This window comes from Streptomyces sp. NPDC085460 (assembly GCF_044541975.1).
Classification (GTDB): domain Bacteria; phylum Actinomycetota; class Actinomycetes; order Streptomycetales; family Streptomycetaceae; genus Streptomyces.
Genome location: NZ_JBITTO010000018.1, coordinates 1 through 20,757, shown reverse-complemented (window position 1 = coordinate 20,757; position 20,757 = coordinate 1). Strand labels below are relative to the sequence as shown.

General features: G+C 71.7%; 18 protein-coding genes and 4 pseudogenes. 15 read left to right on the top strand and 7 right to left on the bottom strand.

What is annotated here, in order from left to right:
- The first annotated feature begins 38 nt into the window (after positions 1 to 38).
- The 7 genes from ACIGHB_RS32245 to ACIGHB_RS32215 all read left to right on the top strand — a co-directional run bounded on the left by ACIGHB_RS32245 (position 39) and on the right by ACIGHB_RS32215 (position 6,949).
- Positions 39 to 221: a hypothetical protein gene (locus ACIGHB_RS32245; RefSeq protein WP_360316449.1), complete on the top strand. Its 183-nt coding sequence runs from the start codon at positions 39 to 41 to the stop codon at positions 219 to 221.
- A 15-nt stretch (positions 222 to 236) separates the two neighbouring features.
- Entirely contained in the window at positions 237 to 506 is a 270-nt protein-coding gene (locus tag ACIGHB_RS32240; protein ID WP_399918087.1) for a hypothetical protein, read from the top strand.
- Positions 507 to 882: 376 nt separating this feature from the next.
- Positions 883 to 2,868: an ABC transporter ATP-binding protein gene (locus ACIGHB_RS32235; protein ID WP_399918085.1), complete on the top strand. Its 1,986-nt coding sequence runs from the start codon at positions 883 to 885 to the stop codon at positions 2,866 to 2,868.
- Complete coding sequence (locus ACIGHB_RS32230; RefSeq protein WP_399918083.1) at positions 2,865 to 3,413, top strand: hypothetical protein; 549 nt, start codon at positions 2,865 to 2,867, stop codon at positions 3,411 to 3,413. Before ACIGHB_RS32235 ends, ACIGHB_RS32230 begins: the two co-directional genes overlap by 4 nt.
- Positions 3,397 to 4,875 carry an NUDIX domain-containing protein gene (locus ACIGHB_RS32225; RefSeq protein WP_399918081.1) on the top strand — a complete coding sequence of 493 codons (1,479 nt, stop codon included), beginning with the start codon at positions 3,397 to 3,399 and terminating at the stop codon, positions 4,873 to 4,875. Before ACIGHB_RS32230 ends, ACIGHB_RS32225 begins: the two co-directional genes overlap by 17 nt.
- The gene (locus tag ACIGHB_RS32220) at positions 4,872 to 5,663 is read left to right on the top strand and encodes a class I SAM-dependent methyltransferase (protein ID WP_399918079.1); all 792 of its coding nucleotides are present in this window, start codon (positions 4,872 to 4,874) and stop codon (positions 5,661 to 5,663) included. Before ACIGHB_RS32225 ends, ACIGHB_RS32220 begins: the two co-directional genes overlap by 4 nt.
- 41 nt (positions 5,664 to 5,704) lie before the next feature.
- Complete coding sequence (locus ACIGHB_RS32215) at positions 5,705 to 6,949, top strand: MFS transporter (protein ID WP_399918077.1); 1,245 nt, start codon at positions 5,705 to 5,707, stop codon at positions 6,947 to 6,949.
- Between the two features lie 125 nt (positions 6,950 to 7,074).
- Here the strand turns inward: ACIGHB_RS32215 and ACIGHB_RS32210 are convergent, their stop codons facing one another.
- Together ACIGHB_RS32210 and ACIGHB_RS32205 are read right to left on the bottom strand one after the other, a co-directional pair.
- Positions 7,075 to 8,325: an MFS transporter gene (locus ACIGHB_RS32210; protein WP_399918075.1), complete on the bottom strand. Its 1,251-nt coding sequence runs from the start codon at positions 8,323 to 8,325 to the stop codon at positions 7,075 to 7,077.
- On the bottom strand, positions 8,322 to 9,410 hold the full coding sequence (locus ACIGHB_RS32205; RefSeq protein ID WP_399918073.1) for a hypothetical protein: 1,089 nt from the start codon (positions 9,408 to 9,410) through the stop codon (positions 8,322 to 8,324). The genes ACIGHB_RS32210 and ACIGHB_RS32205 overlap by 4 nt, the downstream gene beginning before the upstream one ends.
- A 116-nt stretch (positions 9,411 to 9,526) precedes the next feature.
- On the opposite strand from ACIGHB_RS32205, the pseudogene ACIGHB_RS32200 reads away from it, so the two are divergent.
- A pseudogene (locus ACIGHB_RS32200) lies at positions 9,527 to 9,886 on the top strand (ArsR/SmtB family transcription factor); the annotation flags it as partial.
- Between the two features lie 424 nt (positions 9,887 to 10,310).
- On the opposite strand, the gene ACIGHB_RS32195 reads toward ACIGHB_RS32200, so the two are convergent.
- On the bottom strand, positions 10,311 to 10,742 hold the full coding sequence (locus ACIGHB_RS32195; RefSeq protein ID WP_399918071.1) for an arsenate reductase ArsC: 432 nt from the start codon (positions 10,740 to 10,742) through the stop codon (positions 10,311 to 10,313).
- 169 nt (positions 10,743 to 10,911) lie between these two features.
- On the opposite strand from ACIGHB_RS32195, the gene ACIGHB_RS32190 reads away from it, so the two are divergent.
- The 3 genes from ACIGHB_RS32190 to ACIGHB_RS32180 all read left to right on the top strand — a co-directional run bounded on the left by ACIGHB_RS32190 (position 10,912) and on the right by ACIGHB_RS32180 (position 13,536).
- Positions 10,912 to 11,217 carry an ArsR/SmtB family transcription factor gene (locus tag ACIGHB_RS32190; RefSeq protein WP_399918070.1) on the top strand — a complete coding sequence of 102 codons (306 nt, stop codon included), beginning with the start codon at positions 10,912 to 10,914 and terminating at the stop codon, positions 11,215 to 11,217.
- A complete protein-coding gene (gene arsB, locus ACIGHB_RS32185) occupies positions 11,214 to 12,299 on the top strand; it encodes an ACR3 family arsenite efflux transporter (RefSeq protein ID WP_399918068.1) in 1,086 nt (361 codons plus the stop codon). Before ACIGHB_RS32190 ends, arsB begins: the two co-directional genes overlap by 4 nt.
- Before the next feature lie 79 nt (positions 12,300 to 12,378).
- The gene (locus tag ACIGHB_RS32180) at positions 12,379 to 13,536 is read left to right on the top strand and encodes an ArsO family NAD(P)H-dependent flavin-containing monooxygenase (RefSeq protein ID WP_399918066.1); all 1,158 of its coding nucleotides are present in this window, start codon (positions 12,379 to 12,381) and stop codon (positions 13,534 to 13,536) included.
- Here ACIGHB_RS32180 and ACIGHB_RS32175 read toward each other — a convergent pair.
- A pseudogene (locus ACIGHB_RS32175) lies at positions 13,533 to 13,760 on the bottom strand (GNAT family N-acetyltransferase); the annotation flags it as partial. The gene ACIGHB_RS32180 and the pseudogene ACIGHB_RS32175 sit on opposite strands and share 4 nt — an antisense overlap.
- A 227-nt stretch (positions 13,761 to 13,987) precedes the next feature.
- Between ACIGHB_RS32175 and ACIGHB_RS32170 the strand changes: the two are divergent.
- Entirely contained in the window at positions 13,988 to 14,257 is a 270-nt protein-coding gene (locus ACIGHB_RS32170) for a DUF1905 domain-containing protein (RefSeq protein WP_360316509.1), read from the top strand.
- A 120-nt stretch (positions 14,258 to 14,377) separates the two neighbouring features.
- On the opposite strand, the gene ACIGHB_RS32165 is transcribed toward ACIGHB_RS32170, so the two are convergent.
- Positions 14,378 to 15,565 carry a serine hydrolase domain-containing protein gene (locus ACIGHB_RS32165; RefSeq protein WP_399918064.1) on the bottom strand — a complete coding sequence of 396 codons (1,188 nt, stop codon included), beginning with the start codon at positions 15,563 to 15,565 and terminating at the stop codon, positions 14,378 to 14,380.
- 195 nt (positions 15,566 to 15,760) lie between these two features.
- Between ACIGHB_RS32165 and ACIGHB_RS32160 the strand changes: the two are divergent.
- Positions 15,761 to 17,124: pseudogene (locus ACIGHB_RS32160) on the top strand (MFS transporter).
- 591 nt (positions 17,125 to 17,715) lie between these two features.
- Here ACIGHB_RS32160 and ACIGHB_RS32155 read toward each other — a convergent pair.
- On the bottom strand, positions 17,716 to 17,991 hold the full coding sequence (locus tag ACIGHB_RS32155; RefSeq protein ID WP_360316485.1) for a hypothetical protein: 276 nt from the start codon (positions 17,989 to 17,991) through the stop codon (positions 17,716 to 17,718).
- A gap of 666 nt (positions 17,992 to 18,657) precedes the next feature.
- On the opposite strand from ACIGHB_RS32155, the gene ACIGHB_RS32150 reads away from it, so the two are divergent.
- On the top strand, positions 18,658 to 19,659 hold the full coding sequence (locus ACIGHB_RS32150; protein ID WP_399918061.1) for a hypothetical protein: 1,002 nt from the start codon (positions 18,658 to 18,660) through the stop codon (positions 19,657 to 19,659).
- Between the two features lie 16 nt (positions 19,660 to 19,675).
- Positions 19,676 to 20,257 carry a GNAT family N-acetyltransferase gene (locus ACIGHB_RS32145; RefSeq protein ID WP_399918059.1) on the top strand — a complete coding sequence of 194 codons (582 nt, stop codon included), beginning with the start codon at positions 19,676 to 19,678 and terminating at the stop codon, positions 20,255 to 20,257.
- A 277-nt stretch (positions 20,258 to 20,534) separates the two neighbouring features.
- Here the strand turns inward: ACIGHB_RS32145 and ACIGHB_RS32140 are convergent.
- Positions 20,535 to 20,660, bottom strand: a pseudogene (locus ACIGHB_RS32140) (IS5/IS1182 family transposase); the annotation flags it as partial.
- Positions 20,661 to 20,757 lie beyond the last annotated feature (97 nt).

Sequence of the window (20,757 nt, the reverse complement as noted above, 5' to 3'; positions counted from 1 at the left end):
AACGGCCCACCTGCCCGACCGAGCCCTACAGTTCGGCCATGAGCCGACCCGCCGGACGCCTGCCTTCCGACCACCGCGTGCGGCGCCGCTCGATCGCGCTCGCCGGCGGCGCCTGCCTCACGAGCGCCTTCGGGCTGGCCCTCGGCAGCATGTGGCTCCTCGGCGCCGGCGCGTGGCTACTCATGGCGGCAGTCCTCCTGGAGCTGGTCTACCGCCCCTGACCCCCGGTGCGGATCGTGGCCCGGGCCGAGCCCCACAAGGGCCTCGCCGAACTGTTGAAGGCGTACCCGGCCGGGCTGGACAGGCCGGTGCAGATCGTGCCTGCCGAGGCCGGATCCGAGTACTGGCCGGCCATGCGGATCGACGGGGTCACCGAGTGCCGAGCGCCGGCCGCCGGCCTGCCCGGCGTGGAGATCCTTCCGGCCATGCCCTGGCAGGAGGTCCCGAGCTTCCTCGCGGCTGCGGCCGTGACGGTCGTCTCCTCGGAGGGACGGCCGGGCGGATGACCGGCAACCACACCCTGTCCGCCACCTCCGTGGCCACTGAACTCCCGTGCAGGCACGCCTTCTTCGATGTCGGCGTTTCGGCCACTTCCGGCATCGAGGCGGACCCCTGTGCCGTACGGGTCGATGCACAGCACACGAACGCACTTTCGCCTATTTCCGGGGTTCGAATGCCGTCCGATTCACCTGTGCTCGCAGCACGTCCCGGCGTCGTTGAACCACCTGACACCCCCACTCGACTTTCGGAGACCGCGATGTCCCCTCTTCCCGTCTTTCATGCTCAGGGCGATCGGCCCAAGCCCGGCGCCTCCTCGGCGGGGTCCGCGCGCCTGGCTGACACGTCCCTCCGCACAGCACGAGCGGATACGAGGTGGGGGGCATGACGAGTACCACGGAGACCGAGTGGCCAGTCGAAGAGGACGCGTCAGAGTCGGAGCAGCTGCTGTTCGGGGGGAAGCTCACCTACGATCAGGGCTTCGCCGCACACTCCGGCGCCTGGGCGGCTCTCGGACTGTGGGAGATGGGCCGCTCGCTGCCGCGGCAGGTCCTCCTCGCCATCCGTCTCGCGCGGGGAGCCGACCACCGGGCGTTCGTCACCGTCGCGCTCAGCGAGATCACCCGCGGCATCGCGCAGGCCATCTCCCTGATCGCGGTCAACGCGCTGCTCGTGGAGCTCCTCGCGTCCGGAGGTATCTCCGGCAGACTTCAAGCCGCGCTGCCGGCCATCGCCGTCGTCGCGGTCCTGTCCGTGATCGGCTCGGTCTGCACGTCCGCCTCGGCCGCGGCCACCGGGATCCTGGAACCGAAGGCGCAGCGAGTGGCGACCGAGCGGTACCTCGGACTGGTGGCGAAGGTCGAGCTCGAGGCGATCGAGGACGACGCCTTCCACCGGCTGATGGACACCGCGCAGTGGGGCGCGGACGCCGCCCGACGCATGGTCGGCTACTGCACCGCCGTGGTGACCTCCCTGATCTCGCTGATCGCCGCGGCGGGCGTGCTGACCGTGCTCCACCCCCTACTGCTTCCGCTTCTGGTGCTCATGGCCCTGCCGAACGCGTGGGGCTCGCTCACCATGACCCGGCACCAGTACACGAGCTGGCACCGGTTCGTGCAGCACGTCCGGGCCGCAAAGCTGCTCAACCAGCTGCTGATCGACCAGAGGGCCGCTGCCGAGGTCCGCGTCCACGGCGTCGCTCCCCTCCTGCTCGACCACTTCCGGCTGATGGCGGAGACCAGCGAGGTCGAGCAGACCCGGCTGGCCTGGACGGGCGCGCGCGTCCATCTGATCGCGGACTCCGCCCGCGGACTGGCGACCCTCACCACCTACGGCGTGCTCGGGTTTCTGCTGTGGTCGGGGCGGATGGACCTCGCGATCGCCGCAACGGCGGTGCTCGCGATCCGTACCAGCTCCGCCAGCATCACCGACCTGGTCGTGCGCATCACCGACGTTCAGGGCGAGGCCCTGTTCATCGCCGACCTCGAGCGCCTCTGCGAGGAGGCCATCGAACGTGCGGTGCCCGATGGCGGGCAGGACCTGCCCGAGGTGGCGGACGAGATCCGGTTCGAGAAGGTCACCTACACCTATCCCGACAAGGACACGCCGTCCCTGCAGGACGTCGACCTGGTCATCCCACGTGGCAGGACCGTCGCGCTGGTGGGGAAGAACGGATCGGGCAAGTCGACCCTGGTCAGCCTGCTCAGCGGAGTGAGGCTGCCGACCTCCGGGGAAGTCCTGTGGGGCGGTGTCAGCACCACCGTGGCCGACCGGGCGCAGATCTTCAGCCGGGTGGCGATCGTCGCCCAGGATTTCTTCCGCTGGCCCTTCACCGCTCGCGTCAACGTCGGCATCGGCCGCAGCGACGTGCAGTGGGACGACGAAGCCATCCAGGACGCGTCCGCGTACGCAGGCGCCGACGATGTGATCGCTGGGCTGCCACGCGGTCTGGACACGCTGCTCGGCCGGGGCTACAAGGGCGGGCAGGAGATTTCCGGCGGTCAGTGGCAGAAGCTGGGCCTCGCGCGTGCGAGGTTCCGTCACGGCGAGGTACTGATCGTCGACGAGCCCACCAGCGCCCTCGACGCGGCCGCTGAGCAGCGTGTCTTCGATCAGATCCACCGGCTCGCCGACAAGGGCCAGACCACCGTCCTGATCACCCATCGCCTCGCCAGCGCCCGCCACGCGGATGTCATCTACGTCCTCGACGAAGGCCGCGTGGTCGAGAGCGGAACCTTCGCCGAGCTCATGGACCCCGGCACCGGGACCGGCGCGTTCCGCGACGCCTACGAACTCCAGGCACGCCAGTTCGAGCCCGCCCCCGTGCCGGCCCAAGCCGGCCGCGCCGACGAGCCGGAGGCACGCCGATGACGCCCACGCTCCGCGCGCGGGAGCGGATCGAACTGGTCACGCTGCTCCTGGCCGGCGAGTCCGGCATCACCCCGACCGCTGTCGAAGCCGGCCCCACCGGGACGACGGTCACCCACAAGTTCCTCGCCACCGGGCAAGGCGACAGACAGTGGTTCGTCAAGACCTACGCACCGGGCACGAACGCGTGGACAGCCGAAACGGCCATCAGGCTCAGCGAGTACGCCCGCCTGTGCCGCGTGCCGGTCCCGGCCGCCTTGCCCACGGTCGATGCGAACCGGTTCGTCGCCACAGGCCGCGGGCTGCTGCCGTCGGTGACCCGGTTCGTGCCCGACGCGGTGACGGCGGACAGACCTCCAGCCACGGAGTTCGGCCGTTGGGCCCATGCCGCGGCCCGCTCGAAGCCGAGGAGATCCTGCGTGCGCACACGTTCTGACGCTCGCCCCGCGAGCCGCCGACCCCCGAACACCCCGGCATGCCCGCATCGTCCGCTGTTTCCGTTCCGTCGTCCCGATCCGGTGAGGTGCCGACATGCCGCCATCCGCTGACCACATCCGCGACCTGGTCGCCGAGTACCTCGACCGGCACCCCGTAGAGCGGAGCCTTCTGAGCGGACTTCCTTCCGCTCTCGACGCCTGCGGCGCCCCGACCAGCCGGACCACGCTGCCCGGGCACATCACGTGCAGCGCCGTCGTCATCGACTCCACTGGGCGCGTACTGCACATCTCCCACCGGGCCAGCGGGTTGCTGCTCGCCCCGGGCGGTCACGTCGAGGACGGTGACGACACGCTGCTCGGCGCCGCGCTGCGGGAGGTCCAGGAGGAGACGGGCATCCCGGCGTCCCTTCTCGTGCTCACGCCTGAGTTCGGGCACGTGCCGATCGACATCGACGTCCACGACATCGAGGGGCGTCCTTCCAAGGGCGAACCCGCGCACCGGCACTTCGACTTCCGGTTCGTCATGCGCCTGACGCCGGGCGCACCGGCGCTCGCCCTTCAGGAAGAGGAGGTGGCAGGGGCCGTGTGGCTGGCGCAGGACGAGGTCCGATCGCCGACTCTGCGCGCGAAACTGTGCGCCGCCGGGCTGGACGGCACGATCACGCCGGTGAACGCGTCGGCGGTCATCCACGACGGCCAGGGCCGGTATCTCTTGCATCTTCGGGACGCGAACAAGCCAGAGATCTGGGCGCCGGGATGCTGGGACCTGCTCGGCGGCGGCCGCGAACCGCACGACGCCACGCTGCGGGACACGGTCACCCGTGAGCTCCGCGAGGAGGCCGGTCTCGTCCTGGCGGACCTGGAGCCGTACCGGGTCGACTCCGTCATCGGCGCCGACGGCACGCGTGTTCCGGTCGAGCTGTTCACCGGAGAGTGGCACGGGGACCCGTCGGAGCTGGCGCTGACCGAAGGTGTCATGCTCGCGTGGTTCCCTCCCGAGCAGCTGACCCACCTGACCATGCTGCCCTCCACCCGGGCCCTGCTCGAGACCCACGCGGCCGATCGTCCGGCCCCCGCCCCCGCCGCCGACCGGTCGGCGAAGACCGCGACCGCCGTCGTGGGCACGCCGGCGGGAACCGAGCTCCACATCATCGGTGTCCACCTCTACCTCGAGCATGACGGCAAGGTCCTGCTGGGCCTGCGTCACCCGGACTCGGCGTACGCGGGGGACACGTGGCACGCACTCGCGGGCCATTGCGCGTACGAGGCAGCGACCGACTGCCTGGTACGCGAGGCTCGCGAGGAGGCCGGGCTGGTCCTCGACCCGGCCGATCTCGACCTCGTCCACACCGTGCACATGATCGACAAGCCGGGAGACCCTCCGCGCATCGGCCTGTTCTTCCGCGCCCGGTACGGGGAGAGCGAGCCGGAGGTCCGCGAGCCGGACAAGTGCGTGGCCTGGGAGTGGTTCGGGGTCGAGGACCTGCCCGAGCGGGTCGTTCCGTACACACGGGCGGCGATCGAAGGCATCCGGGCCGGCCGGACCTACACCGAACTCGGGTGGCGGCGATGAGCGACTTCGCCACGGTCGGCGCCGCATCTGACGCGCATTCGAACAGCGGGCGGGGCCGACTCCGGCACGACCTGGTCTTCCACCGGCTGCCGGCCGAGCTGCCGGACCGGCCGGTCCGGGTCCTGGACGCCGGCTGCGGAACCGGCGACATGGCGCTCCGCCTGGCTGCTGCCGGGCACCCGGTGACCGCGGCGGACGCGTCCGACGGCATGATCGCCGCCGCGGCAAGCCGGCTGTCCGCCCGCCCCGAACTCGCCACGCGCGTCCGTTTCCTCAACGCCGCCGTCGAGGTGCCGGATGGCGGCGGCGAGAGGTTCGACCTGGTGTGCCGCCACGGGGTGCTGACGTACCTGGACGAACCGGCGACCGCGGTCGCCCGGCTGGCGGGGATGGTCTCGCCCGGGCGTAGACGCGGCGTGCTGAGCGTCCTGACGAAGAACCGCGGGGCCATTGGAATCCGTGAGGCGCTGCGCGGCGAGCACACCCTGGCGCTCGACCCGATCGAGAGCGGCTCCGACGCGAGCGTCGGCCACCTCGGCGTCCGCCCCCGCGGAGACACTGCCGAGGAGCTCGACCGCCTCGCCACCGAGCACGATCCGACTCCTCTGCCGTGGCAGGGAGTGCGCATCCCCAACGACCACCGCGCCAAGGAGTGGGCACCGGGGCCCGACGAGTGCGCGTCGGCCCTGGCGACGGAGTGGGCCGCCTCGACACGCGACCCGTACCGGCAGGTCGCGCGCCTCGTGCACACCCTGGCCCCCCGCGCCTCGGACAGGAGCTGCCCGTGACGGCCCCGAGCGTCGTACCGGCCGCCGGGGCGCCTACCACTATGGCGTCGCTTCGGGGCAACGGCTCCTTCCGCGCCTACTGGCTGGGCGAGGGAAGCGCCCTTGCCGGCAGCAGCGTTCACGCCGTGGCGCTGCCCGTCGTGGCCGTACTGGAGCTCGAAGCCACGCCGGGGCAGGTGTCCTTGCTGACCGCCGCGGCGACGGCGCCCGCGTTCCTGCTCGCGCTGCCCGCCGGCGTGGCCGGAGACCGGTGGTCGAAGCGCCGGATCATGATCGCCACCGATCTCGCCTCCTCCGCCGCGGTGGCCGTGATCCCCGCCACGTGGGCGGCCGGGGCCATGAGCATGCCCGTCCTCTACGCCGTGGCACTGCTGTTGGGGTCGCTCACGGTCCTGCACCAGGCCGCGTCGATCGCGATCGTTCCCGAACTGGTCGAGCCGAGGCTGCTCCACCCCGCCAACACGCGGATCGCCTCGGTCTTCTCGGTCTCGGATGCTGTCGGCACCTACGGAGGGACTCTCGTGGTCGCCGTGGCGGGCGCCGTCCGCGCGCTGTGGCTGGACGCCGCCTCCTACCTGGTGAGCGCCTGGTGCGCTTCCCGTATCCGCCCCTCCGCCCCTGCCCCCCTCAGGCGGGGTGGGATGGCCGGGGCCATCTGCGAGGGCGTCGGGTTCGTCATGCGCAACCCGCTCCAGCGGCCACTGGTCCTGTCCTTGGCCACGCACGCCTACGCCGACACCGTCGTGGTCACGTACGTCGCCTACACCCTGCTCACCCGCCTCGACGCCGGCAGTACCGGGTTGGGCCTCGTCATGGGCGTCACCGGCGCCGGCGGCCTGGTCGGCGCGCTCGCCGCAACGCGCCTCGTCGCCCGGTTCGGGCCCGCCCGCGTGTTGCTCGCGGGGTTCCTGGCGTACGCCGTGTGCGGGGTGCCGCTTCTCATCGCCCACCCGGGCCCGGTCTGGCTCGGGGTGATCGCGCTCGCCGGAGCCGCACGCACGGCGGCCGCGGCGGCGGCCGGCACGACCCAGCGGTCGATCCGGCAACTGACCTGCCCGGACCGGCTGCAGTCCCGCGCGCAGCAGACCTCGGTGTGGCTGGTGGCGGGCGCACGGCCCTTCGGAGCGATGACCGCCGGCGGGATCGCGGCCGCCTTCGGGGTCCGTGCCGCGTTGCTGGCCGGAACCGCCGCCTACCTTGTCCCGGCCTCGCTGCTGTGGGCCTCGCCCATCCGCCACCTCACCACGATGCCGACCCCACGGAAGGGCCGCCCCGATGCCTCCTGACACCCACACTCCGACCGTCGGTCGGCGCGCCGCGATGGCCCGCCGCCTCGAGACCGACAGCGGTCTGACCGGCCCCCATCTGCGGGAGGCATACCCGTCCGTGCGCCGGGAGGTTCTCCTCCATCTCATGCGACCTGGCCTTTGGGTGAGGAGCCGGTGGCGATGACCGCGGCGGCGCCCGCCAGGGCCGCCAGTATCAGGAACAGGGCCGGGTAGCCGCCGACGGTCGGCGCGAGGGCCGCCGCTGCGAAGGGGGCCAGGGCGGAGGCGGTCGTCGCCGGGGCACCGAGGAGGCTGGAGAGGCGGCCGTAATGGCGGGTGCCCCAGCGGTCGGTGACGGCGGTGGCCTGGAGGAGGGTGAGGTTGCCCCGGACCATGCCGGCGACGACCGAGACCGCGATCAGCAGGCCGTACGGGCCGGGGGTGACGGCCAGGGCGGCGGTGGTCAGGCTGCCGAGGGCGATGAGGGCGACCGTGCGCGTGGTCGTGCCGGTGTGGCGGGCCAGTGAGGCGTAGAGGGTGCGGCCGAGGGTCTGGCCGGCGCCGCCGAGGCCGAGGACCCAGGCGGCCTGGGCGGTGGTGTAGCCGCGTTCCACGAGGAGGGGGACGAGGGTGACGACCACCGCGTACATCGCGAACGCGGAGAGGGTGAGGGCGAGTCCGAGGAGGAGGAAGGGACGGCTGCGGATCACCGCGCGGGGGGTGTGGCCGGTGGCGGTCGGCGCGGGTGGGGCCGGCGGCCAGGGGGCGCGGAGGGCGAGGGCGTGGGCCGGGATCGTGAGGGCCGCCAGGATCACGGCGAGGACGAGGTAGGTCGTCCGCCAGGTGTAGTGGTTCGCGAGGACGGCCGTGAGCGGGGCGAAGACGGTGGAGGCCAGGCCGCCGGCGAGGGTGACGATCGTGAGGGCGCGGACGTGGTCGGGGGCGTACCAGCGGGTGAGGGCGGCGAACGCGGGCTGGTAGAAGGTGGCGGACATGGCGAGTCCGGCCAGGATCCATCCGCCGAAGAACACCGTCGGGTTCGGGGCGAGTGCGACGACGGTCAGGCTCAGGGCGCCGGTCACCGAGCCCGCCGTCATGATCGCGCGGGGGCCGTGCCGGTCGATGATCCGGCCGACCCGGATGCCGGCGATACCGGAGACGACCAGGGCGAGGGAGAAGGCCGCCATGGTCGTCGAGGCGGGCCAGCCGGTCGCCGCCGTGATCTGCGGGTTCAGGACCGGGAAGGCGTAGTAGACGATCCCCCAGCTGGTGATCTGGGTGACGCAGAGAGCGGGCAGGACGGCTCGGGGCCGGGTCCGGTCCGCAGGGCCGGTCCCGGCCTCGCGTGCGCCGGCTGCGGCACCCGCGTCGGTGTCGGTGTCGGTGTCGGTCACGAGCCGCAGCAGCCGCCCGCCGGGCCCGACTCCACGACGGTGAGGGGCTGGAGGACCGGAGCGGCGGTCAGCGCGACGACCGGCTGGGGGGTGGGCGCGCAGCAGCCGCCGGCATCGCTGGAAGCGGCTTCGGGGGCGTCGTACAGGCCGGAGCCGCCGCAGACGCCGGTCTCGGGGAGGGTGAGTTCGACGCGGTCGGCCGAGTCGAGGTCGCCGGCGAGAGCGGCGGCGACGGAGCGGACCTGCTCGTAGCCGGTGAGGGCGAGGAAGGTCGGGGCGCGACCGTAGGACTTCATGCCGACGAGGTACACGCCCTGTTCGGGGTGGGCCAGTTCGCGGTGGCCGTGGGGGGAGACGGTGCCGCAGGAATGCTGGTTGGGGTCGATGAGCGGGGCGAGGGCGGTCGGGGCCTGGAGGCGGTCATCCAGGCCGAGGCGGAGTTCGCCGAGGAAGGAATGGTCGGGGCGCAGGCCGGTGAGGACGATCACCTCGTCGACCGGGTCGAGGCGGCGGCCATCCTCGGCGACCAGGACCAGGCGGCCGTCGCCGTCCCGCTCGATCGCCTGCGTACGGAAGCCGGTGACGGCGACCGCGTGGCTGTCGTCCACGGCGGCCTTGGCCGCGAGGCCCAGGGCGCCACGGGCGGGGAGCTGGTCGGCGCTGCCGCCGCCGAAGGTGGAGCCGGTCATGCCCCGGCGGAGGATCCAGAGTGCCTTCGTCCCCTCCTCCTCGCGGGCGAGGGCGGCGAGGGCAGCGAGCGCGGTGAAGGCGGAGGCGCCGGAACCGATGACGGCGGTGCGCTTGCCCGCGTACCGGGCGCGGACGGCGGGGTCGTCGAGGTCGGGAACGCGGTACGAGATCCGGTCGGCGGCGGCGCGCTCGCCGAGCGCCGGGAGGCCGTCGGCGCCTGCCGGGCTCGGGACCGCCCAGGTGCCGGAGGCGTCGACGACGGCGCGGGCGGCGACTATCGATAGACGTCGACATAGACGTTCATCGAATTTGTGAGCGTTCCCGTGCGCCTGTACGGCCGTACGGCCGTCCGTTCCGGCGCATGCGGGCCCGAGGCAGACGACGCGGGCGGTCACGGAACCCCGAGGCGGCCTCGACCACACGACCCGGCACCCGGCACCCTCCGCCCAGCCCGAACCTCGCGTCGACGACGAGCCCCGGCGCCTGTTTTGATGTGTGTCAACATAGGCGTATGTCGAACACGAAGGCGCTCCCGCTGCTCCAGCCCGCCGTCGAGCCGTGCTGCCCGCCGCTCACGGAGCGCCCGCTGACGGCCGAGGAGGCGGAGCGGACCGCGGCCATGTTCAAGGCTCTCGGCGACCCGGTGCGTCTGCGACTCTTCTCCGCCGTCGCCTCCCATGAGGGCGGAGAAGCGTGCGTCTGCGACATCTCGGACGTGGGCGTCTCCCAGCCCACCGTCTCCCACCACCTGAAGAAGCTGAAGGAAGCCGGGCTACTCACTTCCGAGCGGCGTGGCACCTGGGTGTACTACCGGGTAGAGCCGGGGGTCCTCGCGGCGATGGGAGCGCTGCTGAGCCCGGCGGCAGCCTCGGCCCGAGCCGGCGGAGGCGGCTCTCTTCAGCGCCTCGCGCTCGGGGGGGGTTCGGGCAGGCCGCCCTCATGACGGTCGGGGTCACGGATGGCCGCGAAGCACCCCAAATACGGAATCAGCAGTTCAGCGCACCCACGAAGGCGGTGGCGCACCAGGAGGCGCCCCGACCGGACAGCTCATCCTTCTCGGGGGGGCCGAGCTTGCGGTAGCCGGTGACGATGACGGGTGCCGGTGGCGATGACAGTGCCAGAGGTGGGGCGGCGAGGGGGCTCGACATCATCGGCGAGGTCGACGGGGACGATGGCGTCGTCGATCATCTCGGCGCCGAACTTCACGGCCTGCGCTCGCGTGTTGCCCAGGGGGCCGGGCCGTCGATGCCCTGGGGAAAGCCGGGGAGTTCTCGCCCTCGGTGGTCGTGGTGAGCTCAGCTCTCCTGCTTCTCGGCGCGCGTGGAGTCGATCTCCGCGACGAGGCCCTCGATGAGTCCCTTGATCTCGTCCCGGATGGGACGGACGGCCTCGACCCCCTGGCCGGCCGGGTCCTCCAGGACCCAGTCGAGGTAGGTCTTGCCGGGGAAGTAGGGGCAGGCGTCGCCGCAGCCCATGGTGATGACGTAGTCGGACGCCTGGACGGCCTCGGGGGTGAGCACCTTGGGCCGCTGGTCGGAGATGTCGATGCCGAGCTCGGCCATGGCGGCGACGGCGGCCGGGTTGACCCGGCCACCCGGGAGGGACCCGGCGGAACGCACCTCGACCCGGTCGCCCGCGAGGTGGCGGAGGAAGCCGGCTGCCATCTGGGAACGCCCCGCGTTGTGGACGCAGACGAACAGGACGGACGCGAGCGGGGTCTCGGACATCGGTTCTTCCTTCGTGCTTCACGACGGACGGACAGGCGCGCAGGCGCGCAGACGGGCAGACGGGCAGACGGGCAGACGGGCAGACGGGCAGACGGGCAGACGGGCAGACGGGCAGACAGACATCAGCCCGGACTGGCATCAGCCTCCACTGATGTGAAAGTATCACTCCATGCTGACGTCAGTCGACACTGAGCTGTTGAAGGTCCTCGCCGACCCGCTGCGGCTCCAGATCGTGACCCTGCTGGCCCGCGAGACCCTGTGCACCACGCACCTGGTGGAGGAGACGGGAGCCCGGCAGACCAACCTCTCCAACCACCTCAAGGTCCTGCGGGAGGCCGGGGTCGTGGAGACCGAGCCGTGCGGCCGGTTCACGTACTACCGGCTGAAGCCCGAGGTCCTCGAATCGCTCGCCGGGCAGTTCGCCGGCCTCGCCGCCACTGCCCGCGCCAACGCCGATACCAAGAGGTCCTGTTGAGCCCCACCGCCCCCACGATCACGAGCCCCGAGAAGTCGGTGGTCGCGAAGCTGTCGACGCTCGACCGCTTCCTCGCCGTCTGGATCCTCCTGGCCATGGGTCTCGGCCTCGGCCTCGGGCGCCTGATCCCCGGCCTGAACGACGCGCTCGCGCAGGTCGAGATCGGGGGAATCTCGCTCCCCATCGCCGTCGGCCTGCTGATCATGATGTACCCGGTCCTCGCGAAGGTCCGCTACGACCGTCTCGACGCCGTCACCGGCGACAAGAAGCTCATGGTGTCGTCGCTGGTCATCAACTGGGTCCTCGGCCCGGCGGTCATGTTCGCCCTCGCCTGGACCTTCCTGCCGGACCTGCCCGAGTACCGCACCGGCCTGATCATCGTCGGCCTGGCCCGCTGCATCGCCATGGTGATCATCTGGAACGACCTGGCCTGCGGCGACCGCGAGGCGGCAGCCGTCCTGGTCGCCCTCAACTCGGTCTTCCAGGTCATCGCCTTCGGCCTGCTCGGCTGGTTCTACCTCGACATCCTCCCCGGCCGGCTCGGCCTGGGCGAGGGCGAGACGCTGGACATCTCCATGGGGAAGATCGCGCTGAACGTGGTCATCTTCCTCGGCGTCCCGCTCCTTGCCGGCTTCCTCACCCGCCGCGTCGGCGAGAAGCGGTCGGGCCGGGAATCGTACGAGGCGAAGTTCCTGCCGAGGATCGGCCCCTGGGCCCTCTACGGCCTGCTCTTCACCATCGTGATCCTCTTCGCCCTCCAGGGGAAGACGATCACCTCGCAGCCACTCGACGTCGCCCGCATCGCGCTCCCTCTGCTCGTCTACTTCGCGATCATGTGGTTCGGTACCTTCGCGCTGGGCAAGGCCATCGGCCTGCACTACGACCGCACGGCGACCCTCGCCTTCACGGCGGCCGGCAACAACTTCGAGCTCGCCATCGCCGTCGCGATCGCCACCTTCGGCGTCACCAGCGGCCAGGCGCTCTCCGGCGTCGTCGGCCCGCTGATCGAGGTGCCCGTCCTCGTCGCCCTGGTCTACGTGTCGCTGGCCTGGCGCAGGAAGTTCGCCCCCGCCCAGCAGTAGGCGCAGTCCCCAGCGTCACCCCCAGGTGCCCCGCCCCGCCGTGCGGGCCGGGGCGCCGTCGTCGAGAAGGGCTCCCGGCATGACCCAGCACCAGACCGCCGCCATCGACACTGCCATCGACTCCGAGACTGACACCGACACCGACACCGGCATCGGCATCGGCATCGGCATCGGCATCGGCATCGGCATCGACACCGACGTCGTCGTCATCGGTGGCGGTCAGGCGGGACTCGCCGCCGGCTACCACCTGCGCCGGGCGGGCCTGGACTTCGTGATCCTGGACGCCGGTACGGCCCCCGGCGGCGCCTGGCGGCACACCTGGGACTCCCTCCGTCTCTTCTCCCCCGCCGCGTACTCGTCCCTCCCCGGCCGCCTGATGCCCCCGCAGCCGGGCGAGACCTACCCCGGCGCCGCCCACGTCGTCGCGTACCTCACCGACTACGAGCAGCGCTACGACCTCCCGGTCCACCGCCCCGTCCGGGTCTCGGGCGTTCACCGCGACGGCGGACGCCTCCGCGTCGAGACCGACACCGGCACCTGGCGGGCCCGCGCGGTCATCAGCGCGACGGGCACCTGGTCCCGCCCCTTCCTCCCGGCCGTCCCCGGCCGCGCCGAATTCCGGGGCGCCCAGCTCCACACCGTGGACTACCAGCGCCCGACCGACTTCGCCGGCCGACGCGTGATCGTGGTCGGCGGCGGCAACTCCGCCGCCCAGATCGCCGCCGACCTCGCGTACGGCTCCGAACTGACCTGGGTCACCCTCCGCGACCCCCGCTACCTCTCCGACGACATCGACGGCCGCGCCCTCTTCGACCACGCCACGGCCCGCCGCAAGGCCCTCGACGAAGGGCGGACCGACACCGGTGGCGTCGCCTCCCTCGGCGACATCGTCGCCGTCCCTCCGGTCCGCGCGGCCCGCGACGCCGGACTCCTCAAGCCCCAGCCCATGTTCGCCCGGCTCACCGCGACCGGAGTGGAATGGCCCGACGGCACGACGGCGGACGCCGACGCGATCGTCTGGTGCACCGGCTTCCGCCCCGCCCTCGCCCACCTCGCCCCGCTCGGCCTGCGCGGCCCCCGAGGCCGCGTCCCCACCGCCGGCACCCAATCCCTCGCCGAGCCGCGCCTCCACCTCCTCGGCTACGGCGACTGGACCGGCCCCGCCTCCGCCACCCTCATCGGCGTCGGCCGCCCCGCCCGCGACGCGTCCCGCGCCATCGCCGGGCTCCTGGGCTAGCCGACGCCCCGGCTCCGGCGCTCCAGCACCGTGTCCCGCCAGCGGCCGTGGTGGCGGCGGACGCGCTCGCGCCGGCCGATGACGCGGAAGCCGGCACGCTCGTGGAGGGCGAGGCTCGCCGCGTTCTCCGGGAAGATCCCGGACTGGAGCGTCCAGATCCCGGCCGCCTCGGTGGAGGCGATCAGGGTCCGCAGGAGCGCGCCGCCGAACCCACGCCCGCGGGAGATGGCGCTCCCCCGCGCGGCTGAAGCGCCGACCGGCAGTCGGCGCCTCTGTGCGAGCCTCGTTCGGCCGGGCTTCGTGGGCCGCCGATGAGTTTCCCCGCCGAGACCCGTCTGCCTTGGTGTACACCGAGGAGGTGGGGCACGTGATGCGCGCGATCATCCCGTGCGCGTCCCGGGCCGCCACCGCCTCGTCCTCACCGAGCGCTCCCGAACAGGCGGTATCCATCATGGACAAGCAGTTCACCGCGACCCTGCGGAAGAGCCCGAACAAGGGCGGCTGGACCTACGTCGTCTGGCCCGAGTCGGTCGAGTTCTTCGGCACCCGGGGCCTGGTCAAGGTCCGGGGCACGATCGACGGCCATCCGTTCCGGAGTTCCTTCATGGCCCTGGGCGACGGCACGCACAAACTGCCCGTGAAGGCGGAGGTACGCAAGGCCATCGGCAAGGGGGAAGGGGACACGGTGACGGTCCGCCTGGAGGAGCGGGTGGACGACTGACGACGGCGTCCCCCACTCCACACCAAGGCCGACCAGGCCGCCAACCCTCTGGATACGCAGCCTCCCCACCGGGTCCGCGGCGGACGGCTCACAGACGCCGCGGACCTCTTCGCGGACGCCTCACGAGATCGCGCGGAGGTGACTCCCCACCCGCAGGAACGCCTGGACGAGCGGGGCGACGGGCACGTCCGGGGAGATGACCTGGGAGCCGAAGTGGACGGCGACCAGGTCGAGGCCGGGTGAGACGAAGAGCCGCTGGCCGTGGATGCCGCTGGCCAGGTAGGAGCCGTACGGGTCGTTCGGGATCCACCACAGGTCGTGGTAGGAGAGCGTGGCCGGCGAGTCGGGCGGTGCGGCGGGAAACCGTACGCGCCGGGGATAGCCGTCGGGCACGCCGCTGGTGATCGTCGTCGCGACTTCCTCGGGTACGACCTGCCGGTCGCCGACCGCTCCGCCGCGGCGGAGCATCTCGCCGAGCCGGGCGACGTCGCGTGCCGTGGCGCTGAAGCCGCCGCACGCCGCCTCCACGCCGTCGCCGTCGAGGATGTAGTAGGCGTCCTCCTCGGCACCGATCTTCGACCAGATCATCTCGCTGAGCAGCGCGGATGTGGTGAGACCGGTGACCCGGCGCAGGACCTCGGCCAGCGTCTCGACGTTGCCGTTCTCGTAGCGGAACTCGGCGCCGGGGGCACCAGTGGCGCGGGCGGTCAGCAGGTGCTCGCGGATGGTGGTGGGGCCGCTGTAGCCGAACGGGCGCAGCTGGGGGGCGATGACGGAGTAGTACCGCTGCGCCTCGATCGCCTTGTCGAAGGGCCGTCCGGCGTAGCTGACCTGGGTGCCCATGTGGAGCAGGTCTTCGACGGCGGCATCTCCGAAGGCTGTGCCGGCGAGTTCGGGAACGTAGGCGGACGCCTTCGCCGATCGGTCCAGAAGACCCTGGTGCGCCAGCGTCGCCGCCATCAGGCCGACGTAGGACTTGGCTGCCGAGGCGTTGAAGTGCGGGGTGTGCGCCTCGGTGCCGTGCCGGTACGTCTCGTAGACGACGGCACCGCGGTGCATCACGAGCAAGGCGTCCGTCTGAGCCGTCGTGAACAGGTCCTCCAGCTTGAACGTCGTACCGCCGAGCGCGATGTCGAGCGCGTCGAGGTCGGCCGGCCGGCCGGGCAGAGCCCGGGCGGGAGCAGGGCCCCGCCACACCCGGCGGCTTGGGGAGAGTTCACGCCCGGCGGACGTGAAGCGGCGAATCCAGGCGGGGTCCGTGTAGCCGCGGCTCCACAGGAGGTCCCCGAGTCGGTCCGTGGCGTTCATCGACAACTCCCTTCACTCCAAGGTCTTGAACAACTGCGCCGTTAACGTACAACCTGTTGGACATCGGATGACAGACATCGTCAGCGAAAACCGTGTCCCGCCGTTGCGTGCCGACAGCGCGATCCCCCGGGGCCGGTGCCCGCGCCGACGTCTCTGCGCCGTCTCCGCGCCCCTTCCAGAGCAGCAGGAGTGCCCATGCTCGAACCCTCCTCGCCCGCGCCGCCCCGTGCAGCCGGGGCGGCGGCGCCGGCCGGCCCGGCGTTCGACCGCCGTAGGGCCTGGCTGTTCACCGCGATGATCGTGGCGTTCATGCTGATCAACTACGCGGACAAGTCCGTTCTCGGGCTCGCGGCCGTGCCGATCATGGATGAGCTGGACATGAGCAACAGCACGTACGGGATGGTCTCCAGTTCGTTCTCGCTGCTGTTCAGCCTGTCGGGGCTGATCGTCGGCTTCGTCTCCGCGCGTGTGACCAGTCGCGTCCTGCTGTTCACGATGGTCACCCTGTGGGCGGTCGCCCAGCTGCCGGTGCTGGTCGTGGCGTCGGTGCCCGCGCTGGTGGCGGGCAGGCTGCTGCTCGGGGCGAGGGACCCGCGACCTCGATGTCGATGCACGCGCTGTACAAGTGGTTCCCGGCCGACCGTCGCGGCCTGCCGTCGGCCCTCCAGATCAGCGGTGCCGCGCTGGGCATGCTGATCGCGGCGCCGGTCGTGACCTGGCTCGTCACCGATTTCGGCTGGCGTTCCGCCTTCGTGGTGCTCGCGGTGACGAGCCTGGTGTGGAGCCTCGTCTGGTGGAGGGTGGGCCACGACGGCCCGTACCGCCAGGACGACACCTCAGGCACCCGTGCCCCCGCGACCGCCGGCCCCACCGCGCCAGGGGTGCGGCTGCCGTACCGGCGGCTGTTGCTGAACGGCACGGTCCTCGGCAGCATCGCCGCGGCGTTCGGCGCCTCCTGGGCCCTGGCGCTGAGCCATGCCTGGCTGCCCGTCTACCTGCGCACGCAGCTGGGCATGACGCCGGGCGGCGCGGCCACACTGATCAGCGTGATCTCGGGGTTCAGCCTGATCCTGCTGCTGTCGGTGCCCCCGCTGGTGGACCGGCTCCGCCGCCGCGGGCGCTCCGCGCGGTGGTCGAGCGGCGCCCCGCAGGGGATCTCCGTGACGGTGGCGGCCCTGGCCATGGCCGCCTTCCCGTTCGTCGACGGGCGCGGGGCCCATCTCGTCCTGCTCGCGGTGGCGTTCGGTGGTCACGCCATCGTCTTCCCCCTGCACTACATGACCGCCTCATCCGTGGTCCCGCCGATCCAGCGAGGGGCCGTGTTCGGCATCGTCGCCGCGACCGGCACCCTTCCGGGACTCGCCGCCCCGTACCTGACCGGACATCTGCTGGACTCCGCCTCCTCGCCCGGCGCCGGCTACACCCACGCCTATCTGGTGTCCGCCGCGGTCATGCTGGTCTGCGGCCTGATCGCCCTGGTCGCCATCCGGCCCGAGCGGGACGCGCGCCGGCTGGGCCTGACCGCTCAGGCGGACGCCTCGAAGCCACCGGCCCGGTAGCGACCACGCAATCGCCGGGCCGAGCGGCATCCGCACGCCCTCCTCTGCGGGCGGCGACGGAGTCTCCTGCTCCACGCACCAGCGCAGTACGGCGATCTGCTCGCCCGCCCAGACAGCGGGCGAGCAGACAGACCGAGCTCCTCGCGCGCGTGGCGCAGCATCTCCAGCACCGGCTTGCCCATGAAACCCCAGCTCCGTCGGCCACCGTGCTGCCGTCCACCTCGGGGGTTGAGCCGCCCGGAGAGCTCGTGCGATGCGCATGGTCAGGCGAGACGACGCTTGACGCTTAGCTAATTAATGAACACTTAGGCTGCAACTGATCAGTATGTAGCCTTCCACGGCTCGTGGAAGTAGGCCCTCATAAATCAAGGTCAGAGGCTCGTTGAGCGTCCGACCTGGACGATCGCCACGAGCGCGCGGAGGGCGTCCGGCGACGCATCGCGCCAGGAGGGGAACCGCGCGGCGAAGGCGAGCGCCGAGTCCACCGAGTGGCCGGCCTACCCTTGCGCGCGAGGCCAGGTGCGGTTGCCGCTCCTCAGGTGCGGGGCCTCATAACGCACCGACCGACATGGAGCACGGCGGCGGGAGCGCTCACTGCTCGCTTCGGCCGGCTGTGTACCGCATGAGCACGCACGCGGCCTTCCCCAACAGGCGGAGGTTCGTGCGCGCGCTGCCGCCCCGGTCGGCGGCGACGCTCAGCGCGTGTTCGACGGTGTTCTCCGCGATCTCCCGGGCTCGCTCGTCCGTCAGGGAGGCCGCGTACTCCCGGGCCGGCTCGGCCAGGTGGTCCTGGATGTAGCTGCGCAGACGCGCGCGGAGCAGGTCGGAGGTCGGGCCGGGCGGGATTCCGTACTCCGAAAAGGTCAAGGCCGTGGCGCAGTCGCGCGCCATCACGTCCCGAGAGGGGAGCGCCGGCCTCTCGGGCACCGTCGGTCCTCCCGCATCCGTCGTCCCCTGGGGGCGGCGGGTGGGGCTCACCGGCTGGCTCATGGGTGTCTCCGCAGCGTTCGTCAGGTCGGCCGCGGCCTGGCCCCAGACGTTCGGGGTGACAGGTCGGCCGGAGAGAAACCAATGTCTCTCCGCGCGGAGCGGCCAACGAGGTCACCGAGCGGCCATTTAGCGGCCATTGAACGGCCGCGACGAGGCGCGGAAGGAGTGATTCGCGCCACGGACAACCCTCGTCGGCCGTTACGCCCTACCGTGAGCTCACGAGCAGAATTCAGGGGGTCGCCGATGAGAACTCCGGCAAACGAGGCGCTGTTCGCCGCCCGTGTCGCGAGGGGGTGGTTCTCCCAGGAGAGCGCCGCGAAAGGCGTCAGCAACGCGGGAAGGGAGGCCCTGGGCGACCCTCACTACGAGGTGTCCGTGCGTACCTTCCGGCGGTGGGAATCCGCGAGTCCCGGGTGGCCCCGACCGGACCAGGCGACCGCGATTCGAGCCGCTTTCGGGCGGGGTCCGGAGTCCTTGGGGTTCCAGCCGCTGTACGGCACGCCGGTTGACATCCCCTCCGAACCGCCCGTCATCATCCCCCCTGTGAAACGCCGCACCGCTCTCGGTGCCGGGGTCGCCGCTATCGGCCTGCCCTGGCTCAACGCCTCCACGCCCAGCCGCACGGGCGCCTCCGACCTGCGCATCGGGGAGGAGGAGATCGCCGTGCTCCAGGCCACCGCCGCCGACCTGGACGCGATCGACCAAAGATGGGGCGGGGACCGGCTGTGGCGCAGCGCCAAGTTGCACCTGAGCTACATCCACTACGTGATAGACCACGGCGTCTACACCGAGGAAATCGGCCGGCGCCTCCACGCCATCGCCGGGCAACTCACCACCAGCGTCGCGTGGTTCTGCTACGACGCGGACGAGCAGACCGAAGCGCGCGTGTATTTTTCGGAAGCCCTCAACGCGGCCATGCTCACCGGCGACCACCCCCTGGCGACGCGGACCCTGTCCAACATGTCCCGCCAGTGCATCGACCTGAACAAGCCGAGAGAGGCCGTCCGCTTCGCCAAGACCGCCGAGCAGTACGCCAAGAAGTGGGGCGCCCCGCCCCGCGTCAGCGCGCTCCTGCACATCCGTGCCGCCCAGGGGTACGCCAGTGCCGGCGACGAGCTGAGCGCCTCCGTCAGCGTGAAGCGCGCGTGGAGCTCTTTCGACCAGGGCCCCACGGACCGGGATCCGGAGTGGACGACCTTCCTGAACGAGGCGGAGTTGACCTGCTTGGAGGGGATGGCCCGGGCCGACCTCGGGCAGCACAAGCGGGCAATCCGCCTCCTGGACCGCTCTGCCTCGCTCCAGGCCATCGAGCACTCCCGCAACCGTGGCATGTGCCTGGCCCGCCTCGCGAGGGCCGCCGTCTCCGATCGCGACTACGACCGCACCACTGACGCCGCCCTGGAGTCCCTGCGCCTCATCGAGGGCGGCCAGTCCTCGACCCGCACCCGCCGGCAGCTCGCCGTCGTCCGCGACAACCTCGGCGGGCACAAGACCAGCCCGCCCCTGCGCGAGACGTTCGACCTGCTCGACCACCACATCGCCTGACCCGAGGAGTCCACCCGTGCCCGGCCGCACCACGCCCACGCTCACCTTCACACACCGCAACGGCCGCGACGCGCCGGACATCATGGACGAGCTGACCGACGTCTACGCGAAGGTTTACGACGTACCGCCGTACATCGGCGACCCGTTCTTCTCCGTCGAGACGTTCCGCTCCCGGCTCACGGCCGCCTTCGAGATGCCGGGCTTCGAGGTCGTCACCGGTCACCTCGAGGACGGAACCCTGGCCGGGTACGTCCACGGCGTCACCCTCACCACAGACCGTCCGTGGTGGGGCACCATCCAGGACATCGTCCCGGCCGAGGCGAGGAAGGCCGCGGAGGCCGGCGACGTCTTCTGGCTCCGGGAGCTGATGGTCCTCCCCGACCACACGCACCAGGGCATCGGGCGGGCCCTCCACGACGAGGTGCTCGCCGGACGCGCGGAGTCCTGGACGACGCTCACGTGCATCTGGGACAACCAGCCGGCCAGGGACGCCTACCCGCGCTGGGGGTACGAGGTCCTCCCCCGGACGATCAAGCACGCCGAGGAGTCGCCGGTCTACGACCCGATGCTCCTCCGCCCGGAGGCCGGACCCCACTGACGCGGGTTCCTCGGTTGCGCCGAGCGAGGCGCCTTCATCACACTCCGTCGACGCCGGAGGCGTGCCCTTCGCCCTTGGTCCGGTCGGCCACGGCGAGGGCGCGGCAGGGCGGGCGCAGAGGGTTCCCGCTGTGCCCGTACCTGTGAGTCCGGCTCTGGCAGCGGACACAGAGGCCGATTCGCGTGAATCCTTCGTGATCACGGCGGGCCTCCCGGCCGCGAAAGCAAGGTAGGGCACGCGCTCCCGGGTGCGGGTGCGCACGTCCCTGTCTGTCCTCCGTGGTGAGGCGGACGAGTCGCTGTAGCAGCAGATGGCGGCGGCGAGGCAAGGAAGCCAGGTAGTGGCGGGGATAGCGTTCGTAGCGGTGGTTGAGCCGGCGATAGCCCGTGAGCCAGGACATCGTGCCCTAAGGGCTGTCCCGTAAAGATCTTGGCTGCGGGTCCGGAGCGGTCTGGACAGCTGGTGGGGTGCTCAGCTGGTGGTTCGTGAGGTGCTCAGGG